This window comes from Paraburkholderia sp. J67 (assembly GCF_905220265.1).
Lineage (GTDB): Bacteria > Pseudomonadota > Gammaproteobacteria > Burkholderiales > Burkholderiaceae > Paraburkholderia.
Genome location: NZ_CAJMZK010000004.1, coordinates 209537 through 234821 on the forward strand (window position 1 = coordinate 209537; position 25285 = coordinate 234821).

Sequence of the window (25285 nt, forward strand, 5' to 3'; positions counted from 1 at the left end):
GCGTACTGCGAGAAATATTGCGATAAGCCCGATCAGTAAAGCACAAATCTCTGCCTGGCGCTGCGCGGACTTTTACCCGGCGTCGGGCGATGCCGCGCCATAAAAAACGGCCCACGCGGAAAACCGGGCGGGCCGTTGCAGTGCAGCGAAAAACGCCGCGTCTTACTTATGTGGCTGATGCGCGAGACGCGAATGACGGCGCGAGTACAGGAAGTAAATCGACAGACCGATCACGAGCCAGACGATGAACGCAACCCAGGTAAGCCACGCGAGGTTCAGCATCAGGAACAGGCACGACGCGACCGCGAGAATCGGCACCACGGGCACGCCGGGGCAGCGGAACGCGCGCGGCAGATCCGGGTGGGTCTTGCGCAGCACCAGCACGGCGATCGACACCATCGAGAACGCCGCGAGCGTGCCGATGTTGATCAGTTCGGCGAGCACGTTCAGCGGCACCAGCGCACCGATCAGGCCGAAGAAGATGCCCACGAGCCAGGTCGTGAAGAACGGCGTGGCGTAGCGCGGATGCACTTTCGAGAGCTTGGCGGGCAGCAGGCCGTCACGCGACATCGCGAAGATGATGCGGGTCTGGCCATAGCTCATCACGAGAATCACGGTGAGCATGCCGAGCACGGCGCCCAGGTCGATGAAGCCCGCGACCCACTTCTCGCCCGCCACCTGCAGCGCGTACGAAACCGGGTGGCCGATATTGGCGAACTGGCGCCACGGCACGATGCCCGTGACCACCGCCGCGACGGACACGTACAGCACCGCGCACACGACCAGCGAGGCGATGATGCCGACCGGCAGATCGCGCTTGGGGTTCTTCACTTCCTCGGCGGCCGAGGAGACCGCGTCGAAGCCGATGAACGCGAAGAACATCACTGCCGCCGCGCCGAACACGCCGCTCCAGCCATTGGGCATGAACGGATGCCAGTTGGCGGGCGTGACGTGGAACGCGCCCACGGCGATCACCAGCAGCACGACCGTGACCTTGATCGCGACCATGATGTTGTTGATGCGGGTGGATTCGCGCACGCCGATCGAGAGCAGCGCGGTGATCCCCATCATCACCAGGAAGGCGGGCAGGTTGAAGAGCGTGTGCACGCCGGGCAGGGCGCCGGGCGCGGCGGTCAGCGCCGCTGGCAGCGAGACGCCGAAGCCGGACAGCAGCGACTGCAGATAGCCCGACCAGCCCACCGAGACGGCGGAGCTGGCGAGCCCGTATTCGAGCATCAGATCCCAGCCGATGATCCACGCGATCATTTCGCCGAGCGTGGCGTACGAGTAGGTGTAGATCGAGCCGGCCACGGGAATGGTCGAGGCGAATTCGGCGTAGGAAAGCGCGGCGAAGCAGCAGGCCGCGGCGGCGATCAGGAACGAGATCATCAGCGCCGGACCGGCCTGCACGGCGCCCGTGCCGGTCAGCACGAAAATGCCGGTGCCGATAATCGCGCCGACGCCGAGAAAGGTGAGGTCCAGTGCGCCGAGGGCCTTCTTCAGGCCGGCGCCCTTGGCGCTCGCCTGCAGCATGTGTTCGACGTTCTTCTTGCGAAAGAGGGACATTTGGCGGGGAACTCCAGGTGTAACGCGCGGGCGGCGATCGATCTATCGGATCCACGTTCGGATCGAAGGTGATCTAAAGCGCAGGGATCGACAGGATCGGGCTCGCGTGCCGTATGTCGGGGGAAACCCATAATTTTAGCGGATCGCGGCGCCAGGACTGGCCGAATCGGGTCGGATTGCGCCGGAAACCGGCCAGATAGTGTGGTCGATTCCGCGCCAAAGCGCGTTGGGCGCGCGCAATCCTTGCCCGCGCGCGTCGCAAACGGCGGAATTCATTTCCGCATCAAGGGCTTATGGCGTGAAGGCCGCCTTAGTGGCGTGCTGGTGCCGGTGTGAGGGCTGTGCTCAGACGGCCGGAGCCGGCGACAGGTCGATGAGCTGATTGCTCATCACGTAGAAGGTCAGCTCGGCGTTATTGGCGAGCTTCATCTTTTCGAGCAGGCGCGTGCGATACACGCTCACGGTCTTCACCGAGAGCGAGAGCGACACCGCGATGTCGGTCAGACGTTTGCCCGAGGCCAGCATGCAGAGCGTCTGGTACTCGCGGTCGGAGAGCTTTTCGTGCGGCAACTGCTCGCCGTCGATCAGCACGTAGTCGGCGAGCGCTTCGGCCATCGCCGGGCTCACATACTTGCGCCCGCTCGCGACCTGCTGGATCGCCGCGGCCATTTGCGCGGCATCGACCGTCTTCGAGAGATAGCCCGATGCGCCGGCCTTGAGCGCGCGCACGGCGTACTGATCCTCGCGATACATCGAAAACATCAGCACCGGCACGCGCGGCGCCTTCTTCTTCGCGCGCTTGAGCACTTCGATGCCGCTCATGTCGGGCAGCGAAATGTCGAGCAGGGCCACGTCGCAGGCGTGGCGGGTGATGGCGGCTAGCGCTTCCGTGCCGGTCTGCGCCTCGATGACCTCGCTGGCGATGCCGCGGTCGAGCAGCAGCTGGCGCACGCCCTGGCGCACCACGGCATGATCGTCGACGAGCAGGATGCGCAGGGTCATAGGCGTTGGCCTTTCACGTGAGTCGGGGTGAGGTCGGCGGGCGTGCGCGAGAGCAGCGTGTCCCAGAGGAAGCGCGCTTCGACAGTCGTGCCGGCGCGCGCGGGGGCGTTCGTTGCTGTGCTGGAAAGCGGATTGGCGGCGGCGCGCAAGGTGCCGCCAAAAGCGGCGCAGCGTTCGCGCATGCCGGCGATGCCATAAGCGCCGCGACGATTGGTGCCGTCCTCTGACGACTGCGCAGTTTCATCGCGCGCGGCGCCATGCCGTTTGGCGCGCCGTGCGGCTTCGCGCGACAGGCCGACGCCGTCGTCGATCACGCTCAGCACCAGTTCGTGCGGCGTGCAGGCGAGGCGCACCTCGACGTGCGACGCCTGGGCGTGGCGCGCGACGTTAGTGAGCGCTTCCTGCGCGATGCGAAATACCGCGAGGCCCGCCTCGGCGGGCAGGCGCGCGAGACGTGCCGCGTCGTCGGCGCAGTGGCCGTCGTCGCTGCAGTCGCCGGACGAGCGGGTGGTGAAGCGCGCAGCGAGGCCCGTGCGCGCACCGAAGCCGCGTGTCCAGTTCGCAAGCGCCGTCGTCAGGCCTTCGTCGAGTTCTGGCGCATGGAGTCCGTCGAGCACCTGGCGCACGGCCTCGGCGGCCGCGTCGAGCGATTGCACCACCAGTGCGAGTGCTTGCTCGCATTGCGGCGGCGAGTCGGCGGGCAGCCACGTTTGCACGTTGGCCAGCGCGAAGCGCGTCGCCGCGATTTCAGCGCCCACGCTGTCGTGCAGTTCGCGCGCGAGACGGCGGCGGGCCGCCTCGTCGGCATGCACGCGTGCGGCGCCTGCCGCGACGATCTGCCGCTGCACGCGCGCAATGGCGTCGAGCGCTGCGCGCGCGCCTTCGGCGTCGGCAAGGAAGGAAAGGCCGCCGGCCGCATGCGTGGCGCGCGTGCCGGGCGCGTCCGCGCGAGGCGTACGCGCGTCGAACGCGGCGTAAGTCGACGTATCCATCAATCCCCCGTTAATCCCAAAAAGGAATCGGTTCCCTGCTTTTCTTCTGCGTACGCCGTCAAAGCCAGCGCGGCGAAAGCCGGCGTGGTCCCACGGCACGGCGCAGCGTAACGAAATTTACATGCAGTAACAACCTGGCACTGACACCACCAGGCACATCTACAGGTCCGATGCTGCACCGCGATATTATCCCAAAAACCGAAAATATTCAGTCTGGACAAGGCTTGGCGACACAACCCTCAGAGCCTGCATGAAGTTTTATCCTGAAATTTTTGTAGGAAAAACGCTGACACGCAACCTACGCGAATTCCGTGAAACATGTAACCGTCGCGCATATTCTCAAGCGACCATGCGGCGCGCAAGCGGCAAAAAAAAACCGGAGCGCGAAGCTCCGGTTTTTTGGGGGGCGGCGTCAGCCTGAAACTGGCTGCAAGGCTTAGCCCACGAATGCCTTTTCGATCACGTAGTGACCCGGCTCGTTGTTGCTGCCTTCCTTCAGGCCGGCCTTTTCGAGCAGTTCGACCGTGTCGCGCAGCATGTGCGTGCTGCCGCACAGCATGATGCGGTCGCGCTCGGGCGTAAACGGCGGCAGGTCGAGGTCGGTGAACAGCTTGCCGGTTTCGATCAGTTCGGTGATGCGGCCGCGGTTGTCGAACACTTCGCGCGTGACGGTCGGGAAGTAGACCAGCTTCTCGCGCACGATCTCGCCGAGGTATTCGTGTTCGCGCAGCTCTTCGGTGATGAATTCCTTGTACGCGAGTTCATCGACGAAACGGCAGGTGTGCGTCAGGACGATCTTGTCGAAACGGTCGTAAATGTCCGGGTCCTTGATGATCGACATGAACGGGGCGAGGCCCGTGCCGGTCGACAGCATCCACAGGACCTTGCCGGGCAGCAAGTTGTCCGCGACCAGCGTGCCGACCGGCTTCTTGCCGATCAGAACCTTGTCGCCGACCTTCAGATGCTGCAGGCGCGACGTGAGGGGGCCGTCCGGCACCTTGATGCTGAGGAATTCGAGATGCTCTTCGTAGTTGGCGCTCGCGAGCGAGTACGCACGCATCAGCGGCTTGCCGTCCACTTCCAGGCCGACCATGGTGAACTGGCCGTTGTCAAAACGCAGAGCCTGGTCGCGCGTGCAGGTGAAGCTGAAAAGCGTGTCGGTCCAGTGATGGACGCTCAGAACGGTTTCTTCGGTGAATTTGCTCATGGTTCCTGAAGGTGCGAAACAAGGTCCGCCAAACGGGGCGTTCCTTCCGGCCGCGCATGCGAGGCATGACGGGCGCGGTTCTGACGATGCGCGGCGCGCGCAGTTTGCACAGCGGGGTGCCGCAGTGCGCCCCACAGTACGTCCGCAGTACGTTCTTTCACCCGGTGTTGCCTGTTTCCGGGGACCGCCGGCCAGCCGTGCTGTGGCGCACGAAGCGCAATCCGCCATTTTACCGCGAGCGCGCCTCTTGGGCGCCGCCGCGTCGAAAGGGGAAGGAGGCCCGCCTGGCGGCGAGGCGTCTTGCTGGCACCCGCACGCAGGGCGTGACGGGGATCGCTGGCATTGGCCGGGAAGACGGCGCCAGGACGGGGCGCGCTTGCCGCAAGTGGTGGGCGCTCAACACGGGATCGATACCCGAATATCGACGCACACCGGCGATAGTTCACCTTCAATGATACCGGAACGTCTGACAGGCCGCAGCATAGACCCTGCTGCCGAGGTAGATTCGGCGCGCTTTGCGCGGCGTTTTACCGCTGTTTCGGCGGGTTTTGCCGCTTTGACGCCGGATGCGCGGCTAAAGCGGCTGAGGCGGCTGGATTGGCGTTATCGATCGGCGGCGAGCTTGGCCGCGAGACCGATCAGCGCCGTGCCGCAGAAGGCGTCGATGGGGCGGCGCAGGCGTTTGTAGCCGCGCTGCGTGCGGTGATCGGCGAACAGCAGCGCGAGGCTCGCGTGCCAGCCGAACGACATCGACGCGACAAGAGCTAGCGCGGCGCCGTAGAACCACGTGGGCGGATGAGCGGGAAACACCGCCGCGAACACGCTGGTCCAGAACACGCAGGACTTCGGGTTGGTCAGGCAGGTGAGAAAGCCCGCGCGCCACGTGCGCAGCCAGGTGCGGCGATCGGGCGGCGGCAGCGGCGCGACGGGCGTGGCGGGCACCGGGCTGGCATCGGCGGATTCCTTGCGCATGCCCGAGCGCAGCAGCTTGAGGCCGAACCACAGCAGATAGAGCGCGCCCGCGACGCGCACGCCCTGATAGAGCCAGTCGATCTGCTGCAGCACCGCGGCGAAGCCGAGCATGGCGAGCGCGGCCCAGAGCGTGGAACCCGCGCCGACGCCGAACGCCGAGGCAATCCCCAGACCGCGCCGCCCCGCGAGCGAAAGCTGCGTCACCATGAAAAAGTTGGGGCCTGGGCTGATGAGCGCGAACAGGTAGACGACGGCGATCTGGAGCAGTGTGGCGAGATGGTGCATGGCGGCAGGCGGCGAAGAAAAAGCGCGCCATTACCGATTCATGGCGCGCGACGCGACATAGTAGCGCGATTGCATCGGTGTCCTGCCGATGTTGCGGACGTGGCGTTGCGTACGTACGTCAGCGCTGCCCGGGCCACCACGCCCGCGCGCCTCATTCGAGCCGCAGCCGCGCCATATAGGGCAGGTGATCGGAGAGCCACGCCGTTTCCTGCGCGGGCTGGATCAGCTCGACGGGCTTGAGGCCGCGCACGAACATCTTGTCGAGCGCAAGCGCCGGCGAGAAGGCCGGAAAGGTGCGCGCCGGCTCGCCGAGCAGCGTCGCCACTTCCTGCAGGCCGTGCTCCGCGAAGAGCGGCACCGAGTCGTTGCGCCAGTCGTTGAAGTCACCCGCGAGCACGAGCGGGCCAACGGGCGCTTCCTTGGCGATCCAGTGCGCGATCCAGCTCATCTGCCGCATGCGCGCGCTGCGCGTGAGCGCGAGGTGCGCGCACAGCAGCGTGACCGACTGCCCGGCGACGCTTGCGCGCGCAACCAGCAGGCCGCGCCGCTCGAAGCGATGCGCCGAGATGTCCCAGCGCCCGCCCAGATCGAGCGGATGCGGTGAGAGGATCGCGTTGCCGTGCCGCCACGACGGCTTGAACACGTTCGGCCCGAGAGCAATTTGCAGATCGAGCGCGTGTGCGATTTCGGTCGCCTGGCACTGCCAGACATCGTCGAGCGGATCGCCGAGCGGCGCGCCGAAGGTCGAGGCCAGCAAGGGCTGCGGCAGACGCCGCGCCATCGCTTCCTGGAGAAACCAGGCGTCGGCGTGAGTGGATTGCACCCAGCGGCGCATCGCCTCCCAGGCCTGAAAACCGAGCGGTGAGCGGCCCTTATGCAGGTTCCAGCTCACCGCGACGAAGTCCCGGGCGTGGGCCGGGTCCATGTCGATCAGAGGTTGTTCGAAATTTCGCATGCTGGTTACGACGGGTTCTTGAGACGGTTTCGATCGAACGTCAGGGCGCGCATTCGAATGCGCATCACGGTTGCGCGGACGGCGGCGCGAGGCCTGCGTGCACGCGGTAGACGATCGTCGGGTCCTTGTCCACGATGGTCCAGTTCACCCACTGCCCCGCGGGCACGTTCAGGCCCGGGTGGCTCGCACCCACCTGGCGCGGCTGCGGCGGCAGCTTGCAGCCATCGGTGGTGGTGGGGGCGACGGGGTTTTCGAGCGTTTCCTGAGCCTCGATCTGCAGGATCGCGTTGCTCGCGTTCGCCTGCAGGGGGGAAACGGTGATGGTGCGTTGCAGGTCGATGCTGCCCGCGGGCTGATCCTTGCAGCCGACGTTGTGCGCGGTGACTTTGTGATGCGTGTCGGTGCGCGCCTGGCCGACCGTGGTGGTGCCCTCGAACGAATCGATCTGCTGGCCGTCGCGCATCACCTGGAGCGTCCATTGGACCGTGGGCGGCGTGCCGCCGGGCGTGGCCGGCAGCGTTGATGACGCCGGCTGCGTTGGCGCTGCCTGCGAGGCCGCTTTCGCCAGCGCCGCGCTGGCGGCTGCGTCCGTGAATCCGTTGGGCGCCGAGGCCTGCGTGGTTTGTGCGGCTTGCGTGCCTTGCGCGTGAGCGCTCGCGGTCAACAGGCTGGCGGCGGTGCACAGCGCGGCTGCCAGGTAAGGCTTCAGCGGGTTCCAGCGCGGGTTCCACAACGTCATATAGAGGCTCCATGCACGCTTGCCGCGCGAGGCGACGGGGTCGGTTCGCAGCGGCGGGCGGGTTCCTTATGACCTTCGATCCTATACCGGGTTCGCAAATGCCGGACCGCAACAGTCCATTGCAGATGGGGACGCCGAGCCCGCGGTTCAACCAGAGCGCATATCTGAATTGACGATGCATGCGCAACGATGGTGCATTTTGAATGAGTGGATTGATCGTATTGTTGTCTCCGTTGCAACGGTGACTTGCTGTTTATCGGAATGATCAATCGATAGTAGATGTTTACACTGAATTCAGTTCGATTCGCCTGTCACGCGCGAATGCCGGCATCAACGGCCAGATTTGCACGTGCTTATCCCCGATAAAACACCGAAAAGTCACCGATAAAGGATTCGCCATGAAGAAGACTGCTTCGATCGCCGCGCTCGTTCTCGCCGCCGCTACCGCCTTCGCCGCCGCCCCGGCTTTTGCCTCGGCCAATGCACCCAAGACCCGCGCCGAGGTGAAGGCGGAACTCGCCCAAGCCCGCGCCAGCGGCGAGATGCAGAACCCGAACGCGCCCGATTACCCGCAACAGTTCGCCACCGGCGGCTACACGGTGCCGCGCGTGCAGATCGCCACGCCGCGCACCCAGAACTAAACCCCTCGCTCCCCGCGCTTCCCGGCGCCGCATGTTCGCCAGCACGCCTTCGCTGACGAACGGGCTTCGGGCCTGGCGTCGCCCACGGCGTACAATTTTCGTGAGGCGGCGCTGGCGTTATGTCGATTCGATTCGCAGGGAAATCGGCGATTCGAGCGGATTCGATCCGATGCACGGCGCCGCGCCCCACGCATAGACGCGGACGGCGCACTGAGTGCAGACAGCGCCGCCGCATTCGCCGGAGGCGGGCGCAGCGACATGGATCAGATCGAGTGTGTAGTGATCGGCGCGGGTGTGGTTGGCCTCGCCGTGGCGCGCGCGCTGGCGGCGCGTGGTCGCGAAGTGATCGTGCTGGAGGCCGCCGATGCCATCGGCACCAGCACCAGTTCGCGCAATAGCGAGGTGATTCACGCGGGCCTGTACTATCCGCGCGGCTCGCTCAAGGCGACGCTGTGCGTGCGCGGGCGCGAGATGCTCTACGACTACTGCGCGTCGCGCAACGTGGCGCACGCGCGTTGCGGCAAGCTGCTCGTGGCGACGGCGCCCGCCCAGGTCGCGCAACTGGAGGCGATCCTGGCGCGCGGCAAGGAAAACGGCGTGTTCGACCTGACCCGCATCAGCGCGACGGAAGCGCTGTCACTCGAGCCGGCGCTCGAATGCGTGGCGGCGGTGTACTCGCCGCAAACGGGCATTGTCGATAGTCATCAGTTGATGCTCGCCCTGCAAGGCGACGCCGAACGCGATGGCGCGGTGATTGCGCTCAAGTCGCCCGTCGACACGATCGACGCAACGCCCAACGGCTTCCTGATCCGCACGGGTGGCGACGCGCCCACCGAAATCCGCGCGGCCTGCCTCATCAACAGCGCGGGCCTGCACGCCACGCAACTCGCCAAACGCATCCGCGGGCTCGATCCGCGTCACATCCCGCCGCTCTATCTCGCGCGCGGCAATTACTTCAGTGTGTCGGGGCGCGTGCCGTTCTCGCGGCTCATTTATCCGATGCCGAACGAAGCGGGGCTAGGCGTGCATCTCACGCTCGACCTGGGCGGTCAGGCGCGCTTCGGTCCCGACGTGGAGTGGATCAAGTCGATCGACTACGACGTCGATCCGCGTCGCGCCGAAACCTTTTACGCGCAGATTCGCAGCTACTGGCCAGGCCTGCCCGATGGCGCGCTGCAACCAGCCTACGCGGGCATCCGGCCGAAGCTCTCGGGCCCGGGCGAGCCCGCCGCCGATTTCGTCATCCAGGGCAGCGCCGCGCATGGCGTGCGCGGGCTCGTGAATCTCTTTGGGATCGAGTCGCCGGGACTCACGGCGTCGCTGGCGATCGCGCAGCGCGTGTGCGAGGTGTCGGGGCGCGCTTAGGTCTTGCCGGGGTGCGTCCTTGCGTCGATTAGCCGCGCTTGCCGTGGCAGACCCCATTTTCTCCTGATCAAAGCGCATCGTCCGCAAGATGCGCTGCGCTTATCTCCGGAATTTCGGGCGCACTTGCCGTGGCTGCGTTGCTATCCTTCACGCCACGCCGTCGTCAGAACGGTGTGCCCCACAATACTGGAGTACGTCCCATGAAATCGTCCCGCCGCAGCTTTCTGATCACGAGCCTTGGCGTCGCCACGACCGTTGCGCTGTCGCGCCAGGCTTTCGCCGACGCGCCGAAGGCTGCCGAATCCGATCCCACCTCGCAGGCGCTCGGCTACAAGCTCGACGCCACCAAGGTCGACAAGGCCAAGTTCGCGAAGTACGCCGCTGGCCAGGATTGCAGCAACTGCACCTTCTATCAGGGCAAGGCCACCGACGCCTTCGCACCGTGCCCGATGTTCGGCGGCAAGCAGGTCGCAGGCAAGGGCTGGTGCAGCGCGTATAACAAGAAGGCTTAAGCCTTTATCGTTGTCGCGGCGCGCCGGTTTCAGGTCTTAAGAAAGGCTTCACACCCGCGCCATCAACAGAGGCGGACGTCGCGCGAACCACGGGCGCGCCGCTTCGAGTTGCGCGGCGAGGCGCAGCAGCAAGGCATCGTTGCCCTCGCGCGCCGCGAACTGCACGCCAATCGGCAGACCGCGCGCATTCCACGCAAGCGGCACCGACATCGCCGGCTGTCCGGTCAGACTGAATAGCTCCGTGCAGCCCGCCCACGCGAACGCCTTGTTCGAGGCTTCCGTCAGCAGTTTTCTCATCAGCGCTTCCACCGGCATCGCCGTGACGGCGCGCATCTGCATGCGCTCCGATTGCGTTGGCTTCAATTCGCCGATCTTCACCGGCGGCCCCGCGAGCGTCGCGCACAGGATCACATCGAAACGCGTCATCAGATCGGCGAGTTGGGCCGTGATGCGCTGCTGCACTTCCAGTGCCGCAGGCAACTCGCGCTCGCCGAATTTGCGGCCGATATGCGCCATCGCCCAGGTCGAAATCTCGAAGTCCTGGCGGCGCGGCTTCGTGCCGGTGATGGTGTCGGCGTTGAGCACGTATTGCTCGGCGACGACCGACCACAGCATCAGGAACGCCTCGCGCGCCGCCGAAAAATCGATGCCGAGTTTCACCGGCTCCACGTTGTGGCCCAGCGACGTGAGCAACGCGGCGGCGTCGTCGAGCGCGCTGCGCACGTCGGGCGAGAGGACATCGGCGAACAAGGGTTCTGCGATATAGGCGATCGCGAGCGGCTTGCCGCCGTCGAGCGGTTCGCGCGCTGCCGCGAGCCAGGTGCCCGGCGCACCAGGCGCCAGCGCTGGGTCGCCCGCGAGCAGGTCGAGCATGAGCGCGCTGTCGCGCACGCTGCGCGACACGGCGAGATCGACGCCAAGCGCGCCCGGCGGGGGCGGCAGGTTCGAGGGCGGTTGTCTGCCGCGCGAGGGCTTCAGGCCGAACAGCCCGCAGCACGACGCGGGAATGCGGATCGAGCCGCCGCCGTCCGACGCATGGGCGATCGGCACGATGCCGGCCGCGACCGCCGCTCCCGCGCCGCCGCTGGAGCCGCCCGGTGTGTGATCGAGACTCCACGGATTGCGGCACGCGCCGAACAGCTCCGGCTCCGTGTAGGGCATCTGGCCGAGTTCAGGCGCGCTGGTCTTGCCGAAGATGTTGAGGCCCGCGGCGCGAAAGCGCTCGACGATCGGCGCATCGACCGTGGGCACGTAATGACGATAGTGGCGGCTGCCGAGCGTCATGCGCAGACCCGCGACCGCCGCGCCCAGATCCTTGACCAGAAATGGCACGCCCGCGAGCGGGCCCTGCGCGAGCGCTTCGAAGCCGTCGCCGCCCGCCTCGATCCGCAGCGCGCGCTTGCGCGCCACGTCGTAGTCCTTGAGCACGACCGCGTTGATCGCGGGATTCGTGGCCTCGGCGCGCGCGATCGCATCGTCGAGCAACTCGCGCGCGCTCACCTCGCGGCGCTGCACGAGGTCGGCGAGGCCGATGGCGTCGTAATCCAGATAGTCGGACTGCAAGTCGCGCACTCCTTGTAGGCGTGGGGAAATCGACAGACGAAAAAAACGGCCATTGCAGCGATTCTGCCGCAATGGCCGTTTTTCGGAGGCTCACGCGTTGTGCACGCGCGCCGCTATTTACAGATGCTCGGCGAGGAACGCGAGCGTGCGGCCATGCGCGAGCGCCGACGCGTTCTGGTTGTACGACGCGCGCACCGAGCAGTTGAAGCCGTGATCGGCGCCCGGGTAGATGTGCACTTCGGCGTTGTCGCGGCCCGCGAAGCGCTCCTTCACCTGCCCGACCGCGTCGAGCGGAATGCCGTGATCGAGCTCGCCGTAGTGGAACAGGATCGGCTGCTTGATCTTGTCGGCCAGATCGAGCTGCGTGTGGATGCCGCCGCCGTAGTACGACACGGCCACATCGACCGAGCCGCTGCCCGCCGCCATATAGGCGAGACGTCCGCCCAGGCAATAGCCGATCGCGGCAACCGTGCCCGTGCACTCGGGCAGCTTGCGCAGCGTGTCGGCGGTGGCGCCGATGTCGGCGATCACGTTGTTGAAGTCGAGTTGTTTCATCAGCTCGATGCCGCGGTCGCGGTCGGCGCCCGTGTATTCCAGTTCGACGCGCGGCGCGCTGCGCCAGAAGATGTCCGGGGCGATCGCCACATAGCCATCCAGTGCGTACTGCTCGACGACGTCACGGATATGACCGTTCACGCCGAAGATCTCCTGCAGGATGACGATGCCCGGGCCCTTGCCGCCCTTGGGCAGGGCGAGATAGGCGCCGAAGCTGTCCTTGCCGGCGGGAATGTCGATCCACTTGGTCGTTACGCTCACGTTGCTCTCCTTCTTCGCGAATGGGGGTTACTGCCAAAACGGGGAGCCAGTTTGCCATAGGCCGGTGTCAGCTTGCAGCGACGGGTTCTCACCTCCGCTTTCGCGTTCGCTCTCAGGTTCGCTCACGTTCGTTCTCGCAAGCGGATCGTAATGATCTCGATTATTCATTTATCGGGCGCGAGGGGCTTCGCTAGAGTTGTTGGCAGGCAGGGCGTCGTGTACGCGGCGTTCCTTCGTATAGATAGATCAGCCAGGACAACGCCATGACTTCTGCTTCCGCATCGCCTTCCACACCGTTCAGCCGCCGTTTCGATCTGCGCTTGCCGCTCGTGCAAGGTCCAATGGCGGGCGGGCCGACCACGCCTGCGCTCGTCGCTGCGGTATCGAATGCGGGCGGCCTGGGTTTTCTCGCGGGCGCCGCGCTCGCACCGGAGAAGATCGCGAGCGAAGTCGCCGCGATTCGCGCGCTCACGGCGAGGCCGTTTGGCGTCAATCTCTTCGTGCTCGACACGGCCCATCCCGATGAGGCCACCGTGCGCCGTGCGCTCAGCGCAATCGACCCGTTGCGCGCGCAATTTGATCTCCCGCCGGGCGGCCCGCTCGCGGCTTACGCGCCCGACTTCCGCGCGCAGCTCGACACGCTCGTGGAACTGCGCGTGCCAGTCGTGAGCTTCACGTTCGGGCTGCTCGGCAAGGACGACGTGGCGCGCCTGCATGCGGCGGGCAGCTACGTGATCGGCACGGCGACGCACGTGGCCGAGGCGCTCGCCTGGCGTGACGCGGGCGCGGACGCGATCGTCGCGCAGGGTGCAGAGGCGGGTGGTCATCGCGGCACCTTCATCGGCGAGGTGGCGCAGGCGTTGATCGGCACGATGGCGCTCGTGCCGCAGATCGCCGACGCTACTGGCCTGCCCGTGCTGGCGGCGGGCGGCATCATGGATGGACGCGGCATTGCCGCCGCGCTCGCGCTGGGCGCGCAGGCGGTGCAGATGGGCACGGCGTTTCTCGGCTGCGCGGAGAGTGCGATTCCCGCCGACTGGAAAGCGCGCCTGCGTGCATCGGCGGATACGGCCACGTCGGTTACGCGTGCCATCACGGGGCGTCACGCGCGCGGCATCCGCAACACGTTGATGACGCAACTCGAAGCGCATGTGCAGGACGTCGCGCCGTATCCGGTGCAGAACGCGCTCACCCAGGAGTTGCGCCAGCGCGCGGCGCGTGCGAACGACGGCGACTTTCTCTCGTTGTGGTCAGGGCAGGGTGCGCCGCTGTCACGCGTGCGTCACGCGAACATGGGTGCCGCGCAACTCGTCGATGCGCTCGACGCTGAATGGCGCGCCACGCTGCGTAGTCTTCAAGGTTGAAGCCGATGCGCGAAGGCGCCTGGCGATAGACGAATACGTCTACAGCAAAGCGCATAAGCACAAACCCCTGGCGCGATTCGCGATAGTTGGGCGCGCCAGGAATTAACCGAAGACTGACTTTAATTCCACCCAATCTCCTGATCTTCAATTCGGCTACATAAGGCAAAAAGCAAACGTTACCGAGTGCCTTGCAGATGCTTCGCATAACTCGCCAAAAATCCCGAAAAATATTCGGATGTACTTTGTAGAAGGCTTTCTACAAGATTGCAAACATCTTTTTTGCGCCTTACTGGGTAAGGCTTGCAGGCAAATTGATCAGGGTTTCGAAGCACTCGGGTGAAAGCCTATTGGTACTCGCCCCGATATCTGAAAAAAGTCCCTCAAATTAATTTGATCACCTACACTTGCGCGCAAGTATGGATGGGCGGCTCGCCATAAACGGGCTTTTCGCCATACTGGCCAGGTGCATCAAGGATGCATCCTGCGTGGTCGTCCGCACGGGGAGCGACACGTTCGGGGCGCGGGGGCACAGGGCGATTACGTTGCTTTTGGGTTCGAAACTGGAGACTTACATGAATATCAAGCTTCACAAGCTGTTGCCGATTAGCGCGGCAGTCGTACTGTTCGCGTCGTTCGCAACGGCAGCGAGCGCGGACGAAACGGTCAAGATCGGCCACGTTGCTCCGCTGACGGGCGGTATCGCTCACCTCGGCAAGGACAACGAAAACGGCGCACGTCTCGCAGTCGAAGAGATCAACGCGAAGGGCCTGACGATCGGCGGCCAGAAGGTCACGCTCGCGCTCGACGCACAAGACGACGCGGCTGACCCGCGTACGGCGACGCAGGTTGCGCAGAAGCTCGTCGACGACAAGGTCGTCGCGGTCGTGGGTCACCTGAACTCGGGTACCTCGATCCCGGCTTCGAAGATCTATAGCGATGCGGGCATCGTGCAGATCTCGCCGTCGGCCACGAACCCGGCCTACACGCAACAAGGCTTCAAGACGACGTATCGCGTCGTGGCGACGGACGCCCAGCAAGGCCCGGCGCTCGCGAACTACGCGTCCAAGAACCTGAAGGTCAAGAGCGTCGCGATCGTCGACGACTCGACCGCTTACGGTCAAGGCCTCGCGAACGAATTCGAGAAGACCGCCAAGTCGCTCGGCATCAACGTGCTGTCGCATGACGCGACCAACGACAAGGCCGTGGACTTCCGCGCAATTCTGACGAAGATCAAGGGCGAAAACCCCGACGCGATCATGTACGGCGGCATGGACGCCACCGGCGGCCCGTTCGCCAAGCAAGCCAAGCAGCTCGGCCTGCGCGCCAAGGTGCTGGCAGGCGACGGCGTCTGTACCGACAAGCTCTCGGACCTGGCTGGCGACGCAACCGACAACATCGTGTGCTCGGAAGCCGGCATGGCGCTCGAAAAGATGGCGGGCGGCAAGGCCTTCGAAGCGAAGTACGAGAAGCGCTTCGGTCAGCCGATCCAGATCTACGCGCCGTTCACGTATGACGCGGTGTACATCATCGTCGACGCGATGAAGCGCGCCAACTCGACCGATCCGGCCAAGATCCTCGCCGAAATGCCGACCACCGACTACAAGGGTGTGATTGGCGAGACGACCTTCGACTCGAAGGGCGACCTCAAGCACGGCGTGATCTCGCTGTACAACTACAAGGCAGGCAAGAAGTCGCTGCTCGACGTGGTGAAGATGTAAGTCTCGATTCGACGTTGGATGGCGTGCCGCCTGCGGGTGGCGCGCTCGCCGACGACGATGGGAAAAAGCCCGCGGATTTTGTGTTCGCGGGCTTTTCTATTTGCGTTCGGGCGCAGCGCTCACGCCTCTTTCAAATCCCCAGCCACCGCAACACCCGTGGCCCCGCGAACGCCACCAGCGCCGCACACAGCGCGACGACGGCGAGGCCCACGGTGAGGTTCGTCACCTGTGTGATCGCGCCGATCACGACCGGCCCGAACAGCAGCCCGAAGTACGCGATGCCCGCGACGTGCGCGAGCCCTTCGGCCGCGTGGATGCCCTTCACGCGCGCGGCGGCGGCGAACAGCACCGGCATCATGTTGGCGAGGCCGAGCCCCATCAGCGTGAAGCCGGTGAGCGCCGTGAACGAGTACGGCAACAGCAGCGCGCCGATCATCCCTGCGCAAGCCAGCGAGGCGCTCGCGAGTACCAGTTGCGGCGCGCCAAAGCGCGCGCGCACGGCGTCGCCCGCGAAGCGCGCCACGGCCATGCCGCCCGAGAACGCCGCGTAGGCCGCGCTCGCGAGCGCGGGTGTCGAGACCACGACGTCGCGCATATAGACGGTGGCCCAGTCGTACATCGCGCCTTCGGCGATCAAGGCGATCAGCGCGATGCCGCCCAGCGCCCACAGCGCGGGCGTGCGCCAGCGGTTGCCGGTCTTGGCGTGCTCGCCGTGGGCGGCGTGCGGCACATGAGGCAGCACGGCGGGACACGATACCCACAGCACCAGCGCAGCCAGCGCCGACGCGAGGAACAGATGCAGCGCGGGCGCCATGCCGCGCGCAAGCAGCGCGCCGCCGATCGCGGCGCCGGCCATGCCGCCGAGACTGAACATGCCATGCAGCGCCGACATGATGGGCCGTCCGATGGCTTCCTCGACGGCGCTCGCCTCCGCGTTCATCGACACATCGAGCGTCGCCATGCCGATGCCGAACACTGCGAGCACGACCAGCAGCATCCAGTAGTACGGCACGACGAGGATCAGCGCGCCGCACACGGCCATCGTGAGTCCACCGGTCAGGCAGGCGCGTCGCGAGCCCACGCGCGCGATCCAGCCGCCGATCGTCGTCATCGCGGCGATCGAGCCGCCCGCCACGGCGAAGAGCGCGTAGGAGAGCATCGCCGCGCTCAGGTGGAACTTGTCGCGCACCGTGGGCACGTGCACGCCCCAGGAGGCGTACATCATCCCGGCGATGAAGAATAAGGCCATCGTCGCGTAACGGGCGCGCTGGCGCGTGGCGGCGGGCAACGCGCGATGGGCGGCCGAAGGTGACGCAGAAGATTGCGCGGCGGGCGACGCTGAAAGCGCCGGATCGATGGAGCGGTCGGACACGGAAAATCCCGTCGAAGAGAGGCTGCGCGCGCGTTGGTTGCGGCGAGCAGAGCGGATACGGAACGCGACGGCGCCACGCGGTCGAAGCCGGCGGCACAAGCCGTCTGAAAGGCAAGCGATGATTCTAGCGAAGGCGCGCGGGTCCTGCTTACGCCTGCGCGACATGGACCAACGGGCGCGCGCCGTGCGAATCGCTTTGCCGCGCGGCCTGCTCTAATAGAGCTAGCGATGCGCCCAGGCCCGCCGCCCACTCCATCGACCGAGGACGTTTCCTTGAAGATTCCTGCTCACGCTCCGCTTAACCTGCTGCACCAGGTGTCCACCGGCACGCTCGCCACGCACGCGCGCGAGCCGCACGGTTTCCCGTACCCGACGCTGTTGCCCTTCGCGACGGATGCGCAGCATCGCCCGGTGATTCTCGTGAGTCGCCTTGCCGAGCACACGCGCAATCTCCAGGGTGATCCGCGTGCGGGCTTGCTGGTCGCGCAGACGAGCGGCGAGGACGTGCTCAGTGCGCCGCGTATGACGCTGCTCGGCTTGTTCGAGCCCTTGGATGCCGACGCGGATTCGCCGCTCGCGCGCCGCTATCTGCGCTATCACCCGGACGCCGCGCGCTATCTCGCGCTCGGCGACTTCACCTTCTGGGCGATGCACGTCGAGCGGCTGCGCTACATCGGCGGTTTCGGCGCGATGGGCTGGCTCGACGGCGCGGAACTCGACACGCTCGATCCGCTATCCGATGAAGAAGAGGGTGCGCTGATCCGTTTCGTCGAGACGCACCCGGCACGGCGCGATGGCCTCACGCTACTCGGCGTCGATCGATACGGCGCCGATCTTCTTATAGACGGTCAGCGTCAGCGTGAGGTATTCGAGACACCGCAACTCGATTCGGCATCCTTGCATGCCGTGCTAGCCGATTGTCTTGCGCGCCACGCAAACTGAATATCTTCTCTAAACGGCGGCGCCGCGAGCGCGCCGCTGTAAATGGTGCAGCGCGCAATTCCAGGATAATTGACCGGTTTCGTCAGAAGTTATCATGCGATGAAATGTTCGTCGGTTTTTAGTCGATTAATTTTCATCCCTTGCGATTTATGAGAAACGGATTTATGCGGCAAATTGAGTATTTAGTAAAAATACCGATTTGCACGATATGAAAGATTCTTTCCATTTCTTCGCGTAACAAACGCCGGCCTCAGGCGGGGCAATCGCCCGGCAAACGTTTCGTAAAATATTCCGATTATTTTTATTGCCTCTTTCTTTTCCCGACATTCGATTCTGTGTTAATCTCGCCTCCAATTTCCGAGGCAATTCACCTGTCAATCGGCATACTGGCATCAGATCGGTAGCCATTATCAACAACCACTGGGCACCCATAGTCATGTCGTCATACAAGGAACTCCTCGCTCAGCGAGAAAAGCTGGAAAAGCAGATTGAAGAGGCGAAGGAGCGTGAATACGCTGAGGTCCTCGACGAAATCAAGCAGAAAATGGCCGACTACGGCATCACGATCGCCGAACTCGGCGGCAGCCGCGCCGCAGGCAAGGCAGCGAAGGCCGCTAGCCGCTCGCGCGCCAGCGTCGCGCCGAAGTACCGTGATCCGGACAGCGGCAGCACGTGGTCGGGCCGTGGCAAGCCGCCGCGCTGGATCGCTGGCAAGGATCGTGAGAAATACCTGATCCAGAAGTAATTGCAGTAATGAGATGGGCTTTGCGCCCATCGGTAAAAGAAGCCGTGCAGTCTCGGGGAGACGCGCGGCTTTTTTGTTGCCTTCCTTACTGTGGCTTTCTCCTCCTTACCGTGGTGTGACTATGCGTTCTGAGACGCTTGTGCAGCACGCATTGAACGCGAATAAGAAGGGTTCTTGTAGTCGTCTGATTTAAAAGAAGATTTCAGGGTTATCTCCAATTGGGGACGGCGTGGCGCATACAATCCAAGAAAATTCTCAATTTGCCTGGATCCGCATGTCCTCTTCCACCGCCGCCGCGTTATCAGATAAACAGCAGGTCGCACGCAAGACAACGTTAGTAAGCGTTGCCTTGAATTCAGTGCTTGTCGTCCTGCAAATTGTCGTCGGCGTGTTTGCCCATTCGCAGGCATTGATCGCCGATGGCGTGCATTCGCTTTCCGATCTCGTTTCCGATTTCGTCGTGCTGATTGCCAATCGGCATAGCGGCGCAAAGCCCGATGCCGATCACAATTACGGTCACAGCCGTTATGAAACGGTCGCTTCATTATTTCTCGGCGCATTGTTGATTGCTGTCGGCGTGGGCATGCTCGCGCGCGCCGGCACGCGTCTGGCTAATCTCGGCGATATTCCGCCCGTGCACGCCAGTGCACTCGCGGTCGCCGTGCTCGTGCTCGTTTCGAAGGAAGCGCTGTTTCGCTACATGCTGCGCGAGGCGCAACGCGTGCGCTCGGCCATGCTGATCGCCAATGCGTGGCATGCGCGCTCGGATGCGGCGTCGTCGCTCGTGGTGGCCATCGGCATTGTCGGCAGTCTCGCGGGCGTGCGTCTGCTCGATCCGATCGCCGCCGCCATCGTTGGCTTCATGGTCGCGCGCATGGGCTGGGTGTTCGGTTGGGATGCGCTACAGGATCTCTCCGATCGCGCGCTCGACGAGTCGGCCGCCGCCGATCTGCGCAAGCTGCTGCTCGGCACGCCGGGCGTGCTCGACGTGCATGAGATGCGCACGCGCAAGACTGGCGACCTCGCGCTCGTGGACGCGCATATCCTCGTCGATCCGTTTATCTCGGTGTCCGAAGGACACTACATCGCCGAGATGGCGCGCGTGCGCCTGCTCACCGATTCGCGCGTGCTCGACGCGCTGATCCACGTCGATCCCGAGGACGACATGCATGTGCGCTCGGTGTCGAACCTGCCGGCGCGCGACGAAGTGGCGAGCGCGCTGCGCGAGGCGCTCGCCGCGCACGATGTGCATGTGGAGGCTGTGACGCTGCATTACCTGAGCACGGGTCTGGAGATCCAGTTCGTGCTGGCCGCGCGCGACGATGCGCGTCGTCTCGCCGATGTCGATCTGGACGCGCTGCGGCGCAAGCTCGGCGCGAGCCGGCTGGAAGCCGTGCAGATGACGGCGGATACGCAAACGCAGTCGTCGCGTTGATCGCTCGCCGGATAGAACAACGCCGCGCGGCCTTCGGCGGCGAGCGCGGCGTGCGGGATGACGGTGGGCGAGTGCGCTAGAGCGGCAACTGCGTGTCGAACTTGATTTCGCGCAGCACCACGCTCGTGCGCACCTGCGCGACGGCAGGAATGCGGAAGATGCGTTCGTGCAGGAAGGTGTCGTAGGACTTGATGTCGGGCGCCACGATCTTGAGGATGTAGTCCGATTCGCCCGTTGTGCTGTAGCACTCGGTCACTTCCGGGCAAGTGGCGATCTCGCGCTCGAACGCCTCGACGCCGCCTTCCGTGTGGCGCGTGAGATGAATATGCGCGAGCGCGCAGACGTGCAGGCCGAGCTTTTCGCGATCGAGCAGCGCCGTGTAGCGCTGGATCACGCCCGACTGCTCCATGTCCTTGATGCGGCGCCAGCAGGGCGTGCTGGACAGCCCTACCTGATCCGAGATTTCCTGCACCGAGCGGCGCGCGTCGAGCTGCAACAGGCGCAGGATCTTCTGAGAGAACGTATCGAGTGTCAAATGCGCCTCCATGTGCGTCGCCGTATTCCCGAATGTTAGAGGTCGGGAAAACGAAACGCAATGCAAACCGCAGATGACGAGGGAGATTGCCTAATTTCGCATTCAGCTCGCGGCGTTTTGCCCTGACGTGTCCCCATCATCGGGCGTGGCGTCGGCGCGCGACGTGGCCTGGTTTGCAGCCTGATTTGCTGCCTGCTGCGCGCGCAGATCGGCGAGCATGTTGCAGAAGAGCGCGCCTTGCTCGATGGCGTCGTCGAGCGCCACGTGCGTGTGCGGATGATCGTCGAACCAGTGCTTCGGAAAGCGCGGTTTGATGCACTTGCGATAGGGCAGGCCCGTCATCGCAAAAGCGAGCGTCTTGATGTCGAGCGCCGACCACGAGAACGGGCAGCGCCCCGTGAAGCGCATCATGTACCAGAACATGAAGGTGAAATCGAAGCCCGCGGGCATGGCCACGAACACCGGCTTGCCGGGCAGCTTCTCCACCCATTCGACATAGGCGACCAGCGCCGCAGCCGGGTCCTGCAAGTCCTTGCGGCAGGCGGCCCACGCTTCGGGCTGCGTTTCCCACCACGCGGCCTGCACCGGATGCGGCGCCGCGCCCTCCAGCGTCTGGAGATTCGCCGAGAACGTGGCGATCAGGCGCTTGTCGGCCGTATAGGCGGCCGAGGCGAAACTGAGCATCGAGTGCGGGCCGGGAATCGGGCCGTCGGCCTCGACGTCGGTGCTCACATAGATTTCTTCGATGGCGGCTTGAGTCATCGCTTCCTGTAGATGGCGCGCGTGGCGCGTGTTCGTAGAGTGTCGGGCAGGGCGTTCAGCCCCACTGCGCCTGGCTCGGGCCGCCGGTCACGCCGTCGGCGACATAGGGGTTGGAGCGGCGCTCCTCACCGAACGTCGACACCGGGCCGTGACCCGGCACGAACGTGACATCGTCGCCCAGCGGCCAGAGCTTTTCGCGGATCGAGCGGATCAGATCCGCGTGATTGCCGCGCGGAAAGTCCGTGCGGCCGATCGAGCCCGCAAACAGCACATCGCCGACGATCGCGAGCCGATGCTCGCGGCTGAAAAAGACCACATGACCCGGCGTGTGCCCGGGGCAGTGATAGACCTCCATCTCCTCGTTGCCGAAGCGCACGGTGTCGCCGTTCAAGAGCCAGCGATCCGGCTCGAAGGCCTGCGCGTGGCCGAAGCCAAAGCGCACGCTCTGCTGCGGCAGCTGCTCGATCCAGAAGCGCTCGTCTTCCTGCGGACCCTCGATGGGCACGCCGAACTTCTCGGCCAGCGCCTTCGCGCCCGCGCAGTGATCGAGATGGCCATGCGTGAGCAGCACTTTTTCGAGCTTCACGCCCTGGCGCTCGATCTCGGCTTCGATGCGATCGAGGTCGCCACCCGGGTCGACGACGGCGGCGCGTTGCGTCGCTTCGCAGACGAGCAGCGAGCAGTTTTGCTGGAACGGCGTGACGGGGATCAGCGTGACTTTCATGCGCGCGGTCGGACAGGATCGAGGAGTGGGGAGGACGTTTGCTTTCGTGGGGTCCAGCCTCGCAAAAGCGCCGAAGCCGGACCCAAAACACGATTGTACCGGGGGCCGCCCGCCCCCGCCCGCGCTCGCGGACAGATCGCCGCAGCCCTTGTCAGACAAGGGCTGCGGGGCGCTCGCTAAACGGCTTTATTACATCAATAGTTAGAAATCATGGCTTTTTGCGGGCGGCGAGCATGACAACAATTACTTTTAGGTATAATGCGACCCATCAAGCACGTTTTCGCGTGCATTCACTGGGCGGTGTGACCCGCAGTAAAAAATGGGTCTCGATACACCGCCGTCAAGCAGTGCCGTCTACCGAGGCTAGCTAAACAGGCTGCCTTACAAGACGGCAAATCAGGTGCCGATCCGTTCGGCACCGCACGTCTTGCCCAGCCAGGCGCCACGCGCCTGCAACGGACTTGCTTCCGTGACGTTGGGTGGGGCCTACGCCGCCGTTCCTGTGCGCCGTGTGTTATCCGGCGCGCCAGAACGTGGTCATCGTTCGATGGCGGCATGTGGGGTCTGGTCAAGCTGCCGGGGACAGGTTGCGCCAGACGTGAAAGAAAACCAGCGGTTAGCGGCAAAAGGTGCCGCATCCGGGTATTGGCACTTGCACGCCTTTTGTTCATACGACAAGGCGCGCTGGGCGTCCTTTTGCCTGCGACCGCCGGGGTCATCCACAAATGCACCAACAAGGTGCAGGACGGCCTCGACATGTGAAGGCTAACTTATGAAATTTGGACTAACTCGACGACGACTCGGGAGTCTCGCCGCCGTGTCCGTGCTGGCCGGTTGTGCCATGCCGCCCAGCTCGCAGGACCAGGCCCAGGGCAACGCGCTGAGCACGAAGGACGCGCACACCGCGTTTGCCGCGCCGCAGAGCTACGGCTCGGCGCTGGCCGCGCTGCCCGCCTCGGGCACCGGCAAGGGCAGCTCGCTCGCCGACGCTGATGCGATCGACGACGGCGCGGTTGACGCCGGCTCGTTCCACCAGATCGGCCGCGCCTCGTGGTACGGCCGCGCGTTCCACGGTCGCAAGACCGCCAGTGGCGAGCGCTTCAACATGGAAGCGCTGACCGCCGCGCACCGCACGCTGCCGCTCGGCTCCTACGTGCGCGTGAGCATTCCGGCAACGTCGCGCTGGGTGGTGGTGAAGATCAACGATCGTGGCCCGTACGTACACGGCCGCGTGATCGACCTCTCCTACGCAGCGGCAAAGATGCTGGGCCTGCAACACGCGGGCACCGCGAAGGTGAACATCGAAGGACTCTCGCGTCAGGAAGCGAAGGCCGCTCAGGCTGAGCAGGCCGAAATGCTGGCGTCGAACACGAACCAGTGATTGCCTGAACTTCGGGCGAGGGATGGATCGGAGTGATTCGTCCGCGTTTTTCGTCCGTGTTGGCGCGTTGCGCGCGCCGGACGATGTACGTCCCGAAGCTCTTTATGTCTGATGTACGAAGGGCCGCCCAGATGATGCTGGGCGGCCCTTCGGCTTTTCTGTCGGCTAGAAGGTTAGCGGCGACTCAGTCCGCCTCATCCTCGCCGTCTTCGTCCCCGTCGCCTTGCTTCAGTTCCAGCGCGCGCGCGTAGAGCGCATTGCGCGACGCACCCGTAAGCGCGGCCGCGATCTTCGCCGCACCCTTCACCGGCACCTCCTGCAGCAGCACGCGCAACAGCGCATCGTGATCCGCCTCGCCGGACTCGGGCGCGCTCGCGCCTTCAACCACCAGCACGAACTCGCCGCGCTGACGGTTTGCGTCGGCGGCGAGCCACGTTGGCCCTTCGGCCAGGGTGCCGCACCAGAGCGCCTCATGTAACTTGGTCAACTCGCGGGCGATCAACAGACGCCGCGCAGGACCGAACGCATCGGCGAGCGCCTGCACGGTCTCGACGATGCGATGCGGCGCTTCGTAAAAGACCATCGCGTGCGCATGCGTAGCGAGCGGCTGCAACGCGCTCGCGCGCTGCTTCGCCTTGGGCGGCAAAAAACCGAGGAAGGTGAACGTCGATACCCAGTCGCCCGCCGCAGAGAGCGCGGTGGCAAGCGCACTTGCGCCCGGCACCGGCACGACCTGGAAACCGGCGGCGCGCACCGCATCGACAAGCTTCGCGCCCGGATCGGAAATGCCCGGCGTGCCCGCGTCCGAGACACAGGCCACGCGCTCGCCCGCGCGCAGATGCTCGATCACGCGCAGCGCGGCCTCGCGCTCGTTGTGCTCGTGGACGGCGATGAGCGGCTTCGAGATGCCGTAGCGCGTGAGCAACTGGCCGGTGTTGCGCGTGTCCTCGGCGGCGATGCGATCGACGAGACCGAGCACATGCAGCGCGCGCACGGTGATGTCGGCCGTATTGCCGATGGGCGTCGCCACGACGTACAGCGTGGCGGCCGGATACTGCTGGGCCTGGGCGAGTTCGAAAGGAGACGACGTCATGACACGGAACGCGCGAACGCAAGCAAAGAGGCCGACATTGTGCCATGTGGAGGACAGCGCGACGCCGCCTGCGCGCGTGCGGGAAGGACGCATGAGCACGCCAAACCGCGCCGACAACTTTTCTGCACGCACCCGGTCCAACGCGGAACGCCGCGCGGCGGGCGCACGTTTCGAAGGCCATGCGCTGACGTACCTGCAACGCCAGCGACTCGTGCTCGTCGCGCGCAACGTGCATTGCCGAGGCGGAGAACTCGACCTCGTGATGCGCGAGCGGGATGGCACGCTGGTGTTCGTGGAAGTGCGCGCGCGAGTGAATGCCGCATACGGCGGCGCGGCGGCGAGCGTGGGTTGGCACAAACGGCAGCGCGTGTTGCGCGCCGCGCGCCACTACCTGCTGGCGTATGCGGGCGAGCACGACGCATTGCCGCCCGCGTGCCGCTTCGACGTGGTGACGTTCGAAGGCGGCCGGCTAGCCTGGTTACGCGACGCGTTTCGCGAGGACGAAAGCTGAACGCGCCGCACGCAGGCGTCGCGCAACGGCCAGCGTAATAGCGGCCCAGAAAAAGAACGCCGGAAGAGAACCCCTGCGAGTGCGCTAA

General features: G+C 65.0%; 25 protein-coding genes. 11 read left to right on the plus strand and 14 right to left on the minus strand.

Annotated features, from left to right (window positions below; all coding sequences use genetic code 11):
• Positions 1–162 precede the first annotated feature (162 nt).
• From U5782_RS10515 to U5782_RS10525, 3 genes are all read right to left on the minus strand, one after another.
• Positions 163–1566 (minus strand): amino acid permease, encoded by a 1404-nt coding sequence (locus U5782_RS10515; RefSeq protein ID WP_322043749.1) that lies wholly within the window; start codon positions 1564–1566, stop codon positions 163–165.
• Between the two features lie 345 nt (positions 1567–1911).
• Positions 1912–2568 carry a response regulator transcription factor RqpR gene (gene rqpR / locus U5782_RS10520; protein ID WP_322043750.1) on the minus strand — a complete coding sequence of 219 codons (657 nt, stop codon included), beginning with the start codon at positions 2566–2568 and terminating at the stop codon, positions 1912–1914.
• The gene (locus tag U5782_RS10525; RefSeq protein ID WP_322043751.1) at positions 2565–3560 is read right to left on the minus strand and encodes a sensor histidine kinase; all 996 of its coding nucleotides are present in this window, start codon (positions 3558–3560) and stop codon (positions 2565–2567) included. The genes rqpR and U5782_RS10525 overlap by 4 nt, the downstream gene beginning before the upstream one ends.
• Positions 3561–3810: 250 nt before the next feature.
• On the opposite strand from U5782_RS10525, the gene U5782_RS10530 reads away from it, so the two are divergent.
• A complete protein-coding gene (locus U5782_RS10530; protein ID WP_322043752.1) occupies positions 3811–3981 on the plus strand; it encodes a hypothetical protein in 171 nt (56 codons plus the stop codon).
• A gap of 15 nt (positions 3982–3996) precedes the next feature.
• Here the strand turns inward: U5782_RS10530 and U5782_RS10535 are convergent, their stop codons facing one another.
• The 4 genes from U5782_RS10535 to U5782_RS10550 all read right to left on the minus strand — a co-directional run bounded on the left by U5782_RS10535 (position 3997) and on the right by U5782_RS10550 (position 7496).
• Positions 3997–4767: a ferredoxin--NADP reductase gene (locus U5782_RS10535; RefSeq protein WP_322043753.1), complete on the minus strand. Its 771-nt coding sequence runs from the start codon at positions 4765–4767 to the stop codon at positions 3997–3999.
• Between the two features lie 603 nt (positions 4768–5370).
• Positions 5371–6024: a LysE family translocator gene (locus tag U5782_RS10540; RefSeq protein ID WP_322043754.1), complete on the minus strand. Its 654-nt coding sequence runs from the start codon at positions 6022–6024 to the stop codon at positions 5371–5373.
• Positions 6025–6175: 151 nt separating this feature from the next.
• Complete coding sequence (locus U5782_RS10545) at positions 6176–6979, minus strand: endonuclease/exonuclease/phosphatase family protein (RefSeq protein ID WP_415914295.1); 804 nt, start codon at positions 6977–6979, stop codon at positions 6176–6178.
• Positions 6980–7043: 64 nt separating this feature from the next.
• Positions 7044–7496, minus strand: coding sequence for a hypothetical protein (locus tag U5782_RS10550; RefSeq protein ID WP_322043965.1), 453 nt, complete (start codon positions 7494–7496; stop codon positions 7044–7046).
• A 620-nt stretch (positions 7497–8116) separates the two neighbouring features.
• Between U5782_RS10550 and U5782_RS10555 the strand changes: the two genes are divergently transcribed.
• The 3 genes from U5782_RS10555 to U5782_RS10565 all read left to right on the plus strand — a co-directional run bounded on the left by U5782_RS10555 (position 8117) and on the right by U5782_RS10565 (position 10236).
• Positions 8117–8359, plus strand: coding sequence for a DUF4148 domain-containing protein (locus U5782_RS10555; RefSeq protein WP_322043755.1), 243 nt, complete (start codon positions 8117–8119; stop codon positions 8357–8359).
• Positions 8360–8617: 258 nt separating this feature from the next.
• Entirely contained in the window at positions 8618–9724 is a 1107-nt protein-coding gene (locus U5782_RS10560; RefSeq protein ID WP_322043756.1) for an NAD(P)/FAD-dependent oxidoreductase, read from the plus strand.
• A 200-nt stretch (positions 9725–9924) separates the two neighbouring features.
• Positions 9925–10236: a high-potential iron-sulfur protein gene (locus U5782_RS10565; RefSeq protein ID WP_103702669.1), complete on the plus strand. Its 312-nt coding sequence runs from the start codon at positions 9925–9927 to the stop codon at positions 10234–10236.
• A 48-nt stretch (positions 10237–10284) separates the two neighbouring features.
• Here U5782_RS10565 and U5782_RS10570 read toward each other — a convergent pair whose 3' ends face one another.
• Positions 10285–11799, minus strand: coding sequence for an amidase (locus U5782_RS10570; protein ID WP_322043757.1), 1515 nt, complete (start codon positions 11797–11799; stop codon positions 10285–10287).
• A 117-nt stretch (positions 11800–11916) separates the two neighbouring features.
• Complete coding sequence (locus U5782_RS10575; protein ID WP_322043758.1) at positions 11917–12615, minus strand: dienelactone hydrolase family protein; 699 nt, start codon at positions 12613–12615, stop codon at positions 11917–11919.
• Positions 12616–12878: 263 nt separating this feature from the next.
• Between U5782_RS10575 and U5782_RS10580 the strand changes: the two genes are divergently transcribed.
• Together U5782_RS10580 and U5782_RS10585 are read left to right on the plus strand one after the other, a co-directional pair.
• Positions 12879–13979: a nitronate monooxygenase gene (locus tag U5782_RS10580; protein WP_322043759.1), complete on the plus strand. Its 1101-nt coding sequence runs from the start codon at positions 12879–12881 to the stop codon at positions 13977–13979.
• Positions 13980–14551: 572 nt separating this feature from the next.
• Positions 14552–15697 (plus strand): branched-chain amino acid ABC transporter substrate-binding protein, encoded by a 1146-nt coding sequence (locus U5782_RS10585; RefSeq protein ID WP_322043760.1) that lies wholly within the window; start codon positions 14552–14554, stop codon positions 15695–15697.
• A 130-nt stretch (positions 15698–15827) separates the two neighbouring features.
• On the opposite strand, the gene U5782_RS10590 is transcribed toward U5782_RS10585, so the two are convergent.
• A complete protein-coding gene (locus U5782_RS10590; RefSeq protein ID WP_415914306.1) occupies positions 15828–17054 on the minus strand; it encodes an MFS transporter in 1227 nt (408 codons plus the stop codon).
• Between the two features lie 288 nt (positions 17055–17342).
• Between U5782_RS10590 and U5782_RS10595 the strand changes: the two genes are divergently transcribed.
• The 3 genes from U5782_RS10595 to U5782_RS10605 all read left to right on the plus strand — a co-directional run bounded on the left by U5782_RS10595 (position 17343) and on the right by U5782_RS10605 (position 20191).
• A complete protein-coding gene (locus U5782_RS10595) occupies positions 17343–18011 on the plus strand; it encodes a HugZ family protein (protein ID WP_322043761.1) in 669 nt (222 codons plus the stop codon).
• A gap of 436 nt (positions 18012–18447) precedes the next feature.
• Positions 18448–18756 carry an H-NS histone family protein gene (locus U5782_RS10600; RefSeq protein WP_322043762.1) on the plus strand — a complete coding sequence of 103 codons (309 nt, stop codon included), beginning with the start codon at positions 18448–18450 and terminating at the stop codon, positions 18754–18756.
• A gap of 274 nt (positions 18757–19030) precedes the next feature.
• Positions 19031–20191, plus strand: a complete 1161-nt coding sequence (locus U5782_RS10605) for a cation diffusion facilitator family transporter (protein WP_322043763.1) — start codon at positions 19031–19033, stop codon at positions 20189–20191.
• Between the two features lie 76 nt (positions 20192–20267).
• On the opposite strand, the gene U5782_RS10610 is transcribed toward U5782_RS10605, so the two are convergent.
• The 3 genes from U5782_RS10610 to U5782_RS10620 form a co-directional block, all read right to left on the minus strand.
• Complete coding sequence (locus U5782_RS10610; protein ID WP_173816881.1) at positions 20268–20738, minus strand: Lrp/AsnC family transcriptional regulator; 471 nt, start codon at positions 20736–20738, stop codon at positions 20268–20270.
• 90 nt (positions 20739–20828) lie between these two features.
• Positions 20829–21488: an exonuclease gene (locus U5782_RS10615; RefSeq protein WP_322043764.1), complete on the minus strand. Its 660-nt coding sequence runs from the start codon at positions 21486–21488 to the stop codon at positions 20829–20831.
• Between the two features lie 55 nt (positions 21489–21543).
• Complete coding sequence (locus U5782_RS10620) at positions 21544–22212, minus strand: MBL fold metallo-hydrolase (RefSeq protein WP_322043765.1); 669 nt, start codon at positions 22210–22212, stop codon at positions 21544–21546.
• Positions 22213–22984: 772 nt separating this feature from the next.
• On the opposite strand from U5782_RS10620, the gene U5782_RS10625 reads away from it, so the two are divergent.
• Entirely contained in the window at positions 22985–23593 is a 609-nt protein-coding gene (locus U5782_RS10625; protein ID WP_322043766.1) for a septal ring lytic transglycosylase RlpA family protein, read from the plus strand.
• A gap of 184 nt (positions 23594–23777) precedes the next feature.
• Here U5782_RS10625 and rsmI read toward each other — a convergent pair whose 3' ends face one another.
• Positions 23778–24686 (minus strand): 16S rRNA (cytidine(1402)-2'-O)-methyltransferase, encoded by a 909-nt coding sequence (rsmI, locus tag U5782_RS10630; protein ID WP_322043767.1) that lies wholly within the window; start codon positions 24684–24686, stop codon positions 23778–23780.
• Between rsmI and U5782_RS10635 the strand changes: the two genes are divergently transcribed.
• The gene (locus tag U5782_RS10635; RefSeq protein ID WP_415914296.1) at positions 24685–25197 is read left to right on the plus strand and encodes a YraN family protein; all 513 of its coding nucleotides are present in this window, start codon (positions 24685–24687) and stop codon (positions 25195–25197) included. The two genes, rsmI and U5782_RS10635, sit on opposite strands and share 2 nt — an antisense overlap.
• The last annotated feature ends 88 nt before the right edge of the window (positions 25198–25285 follow it).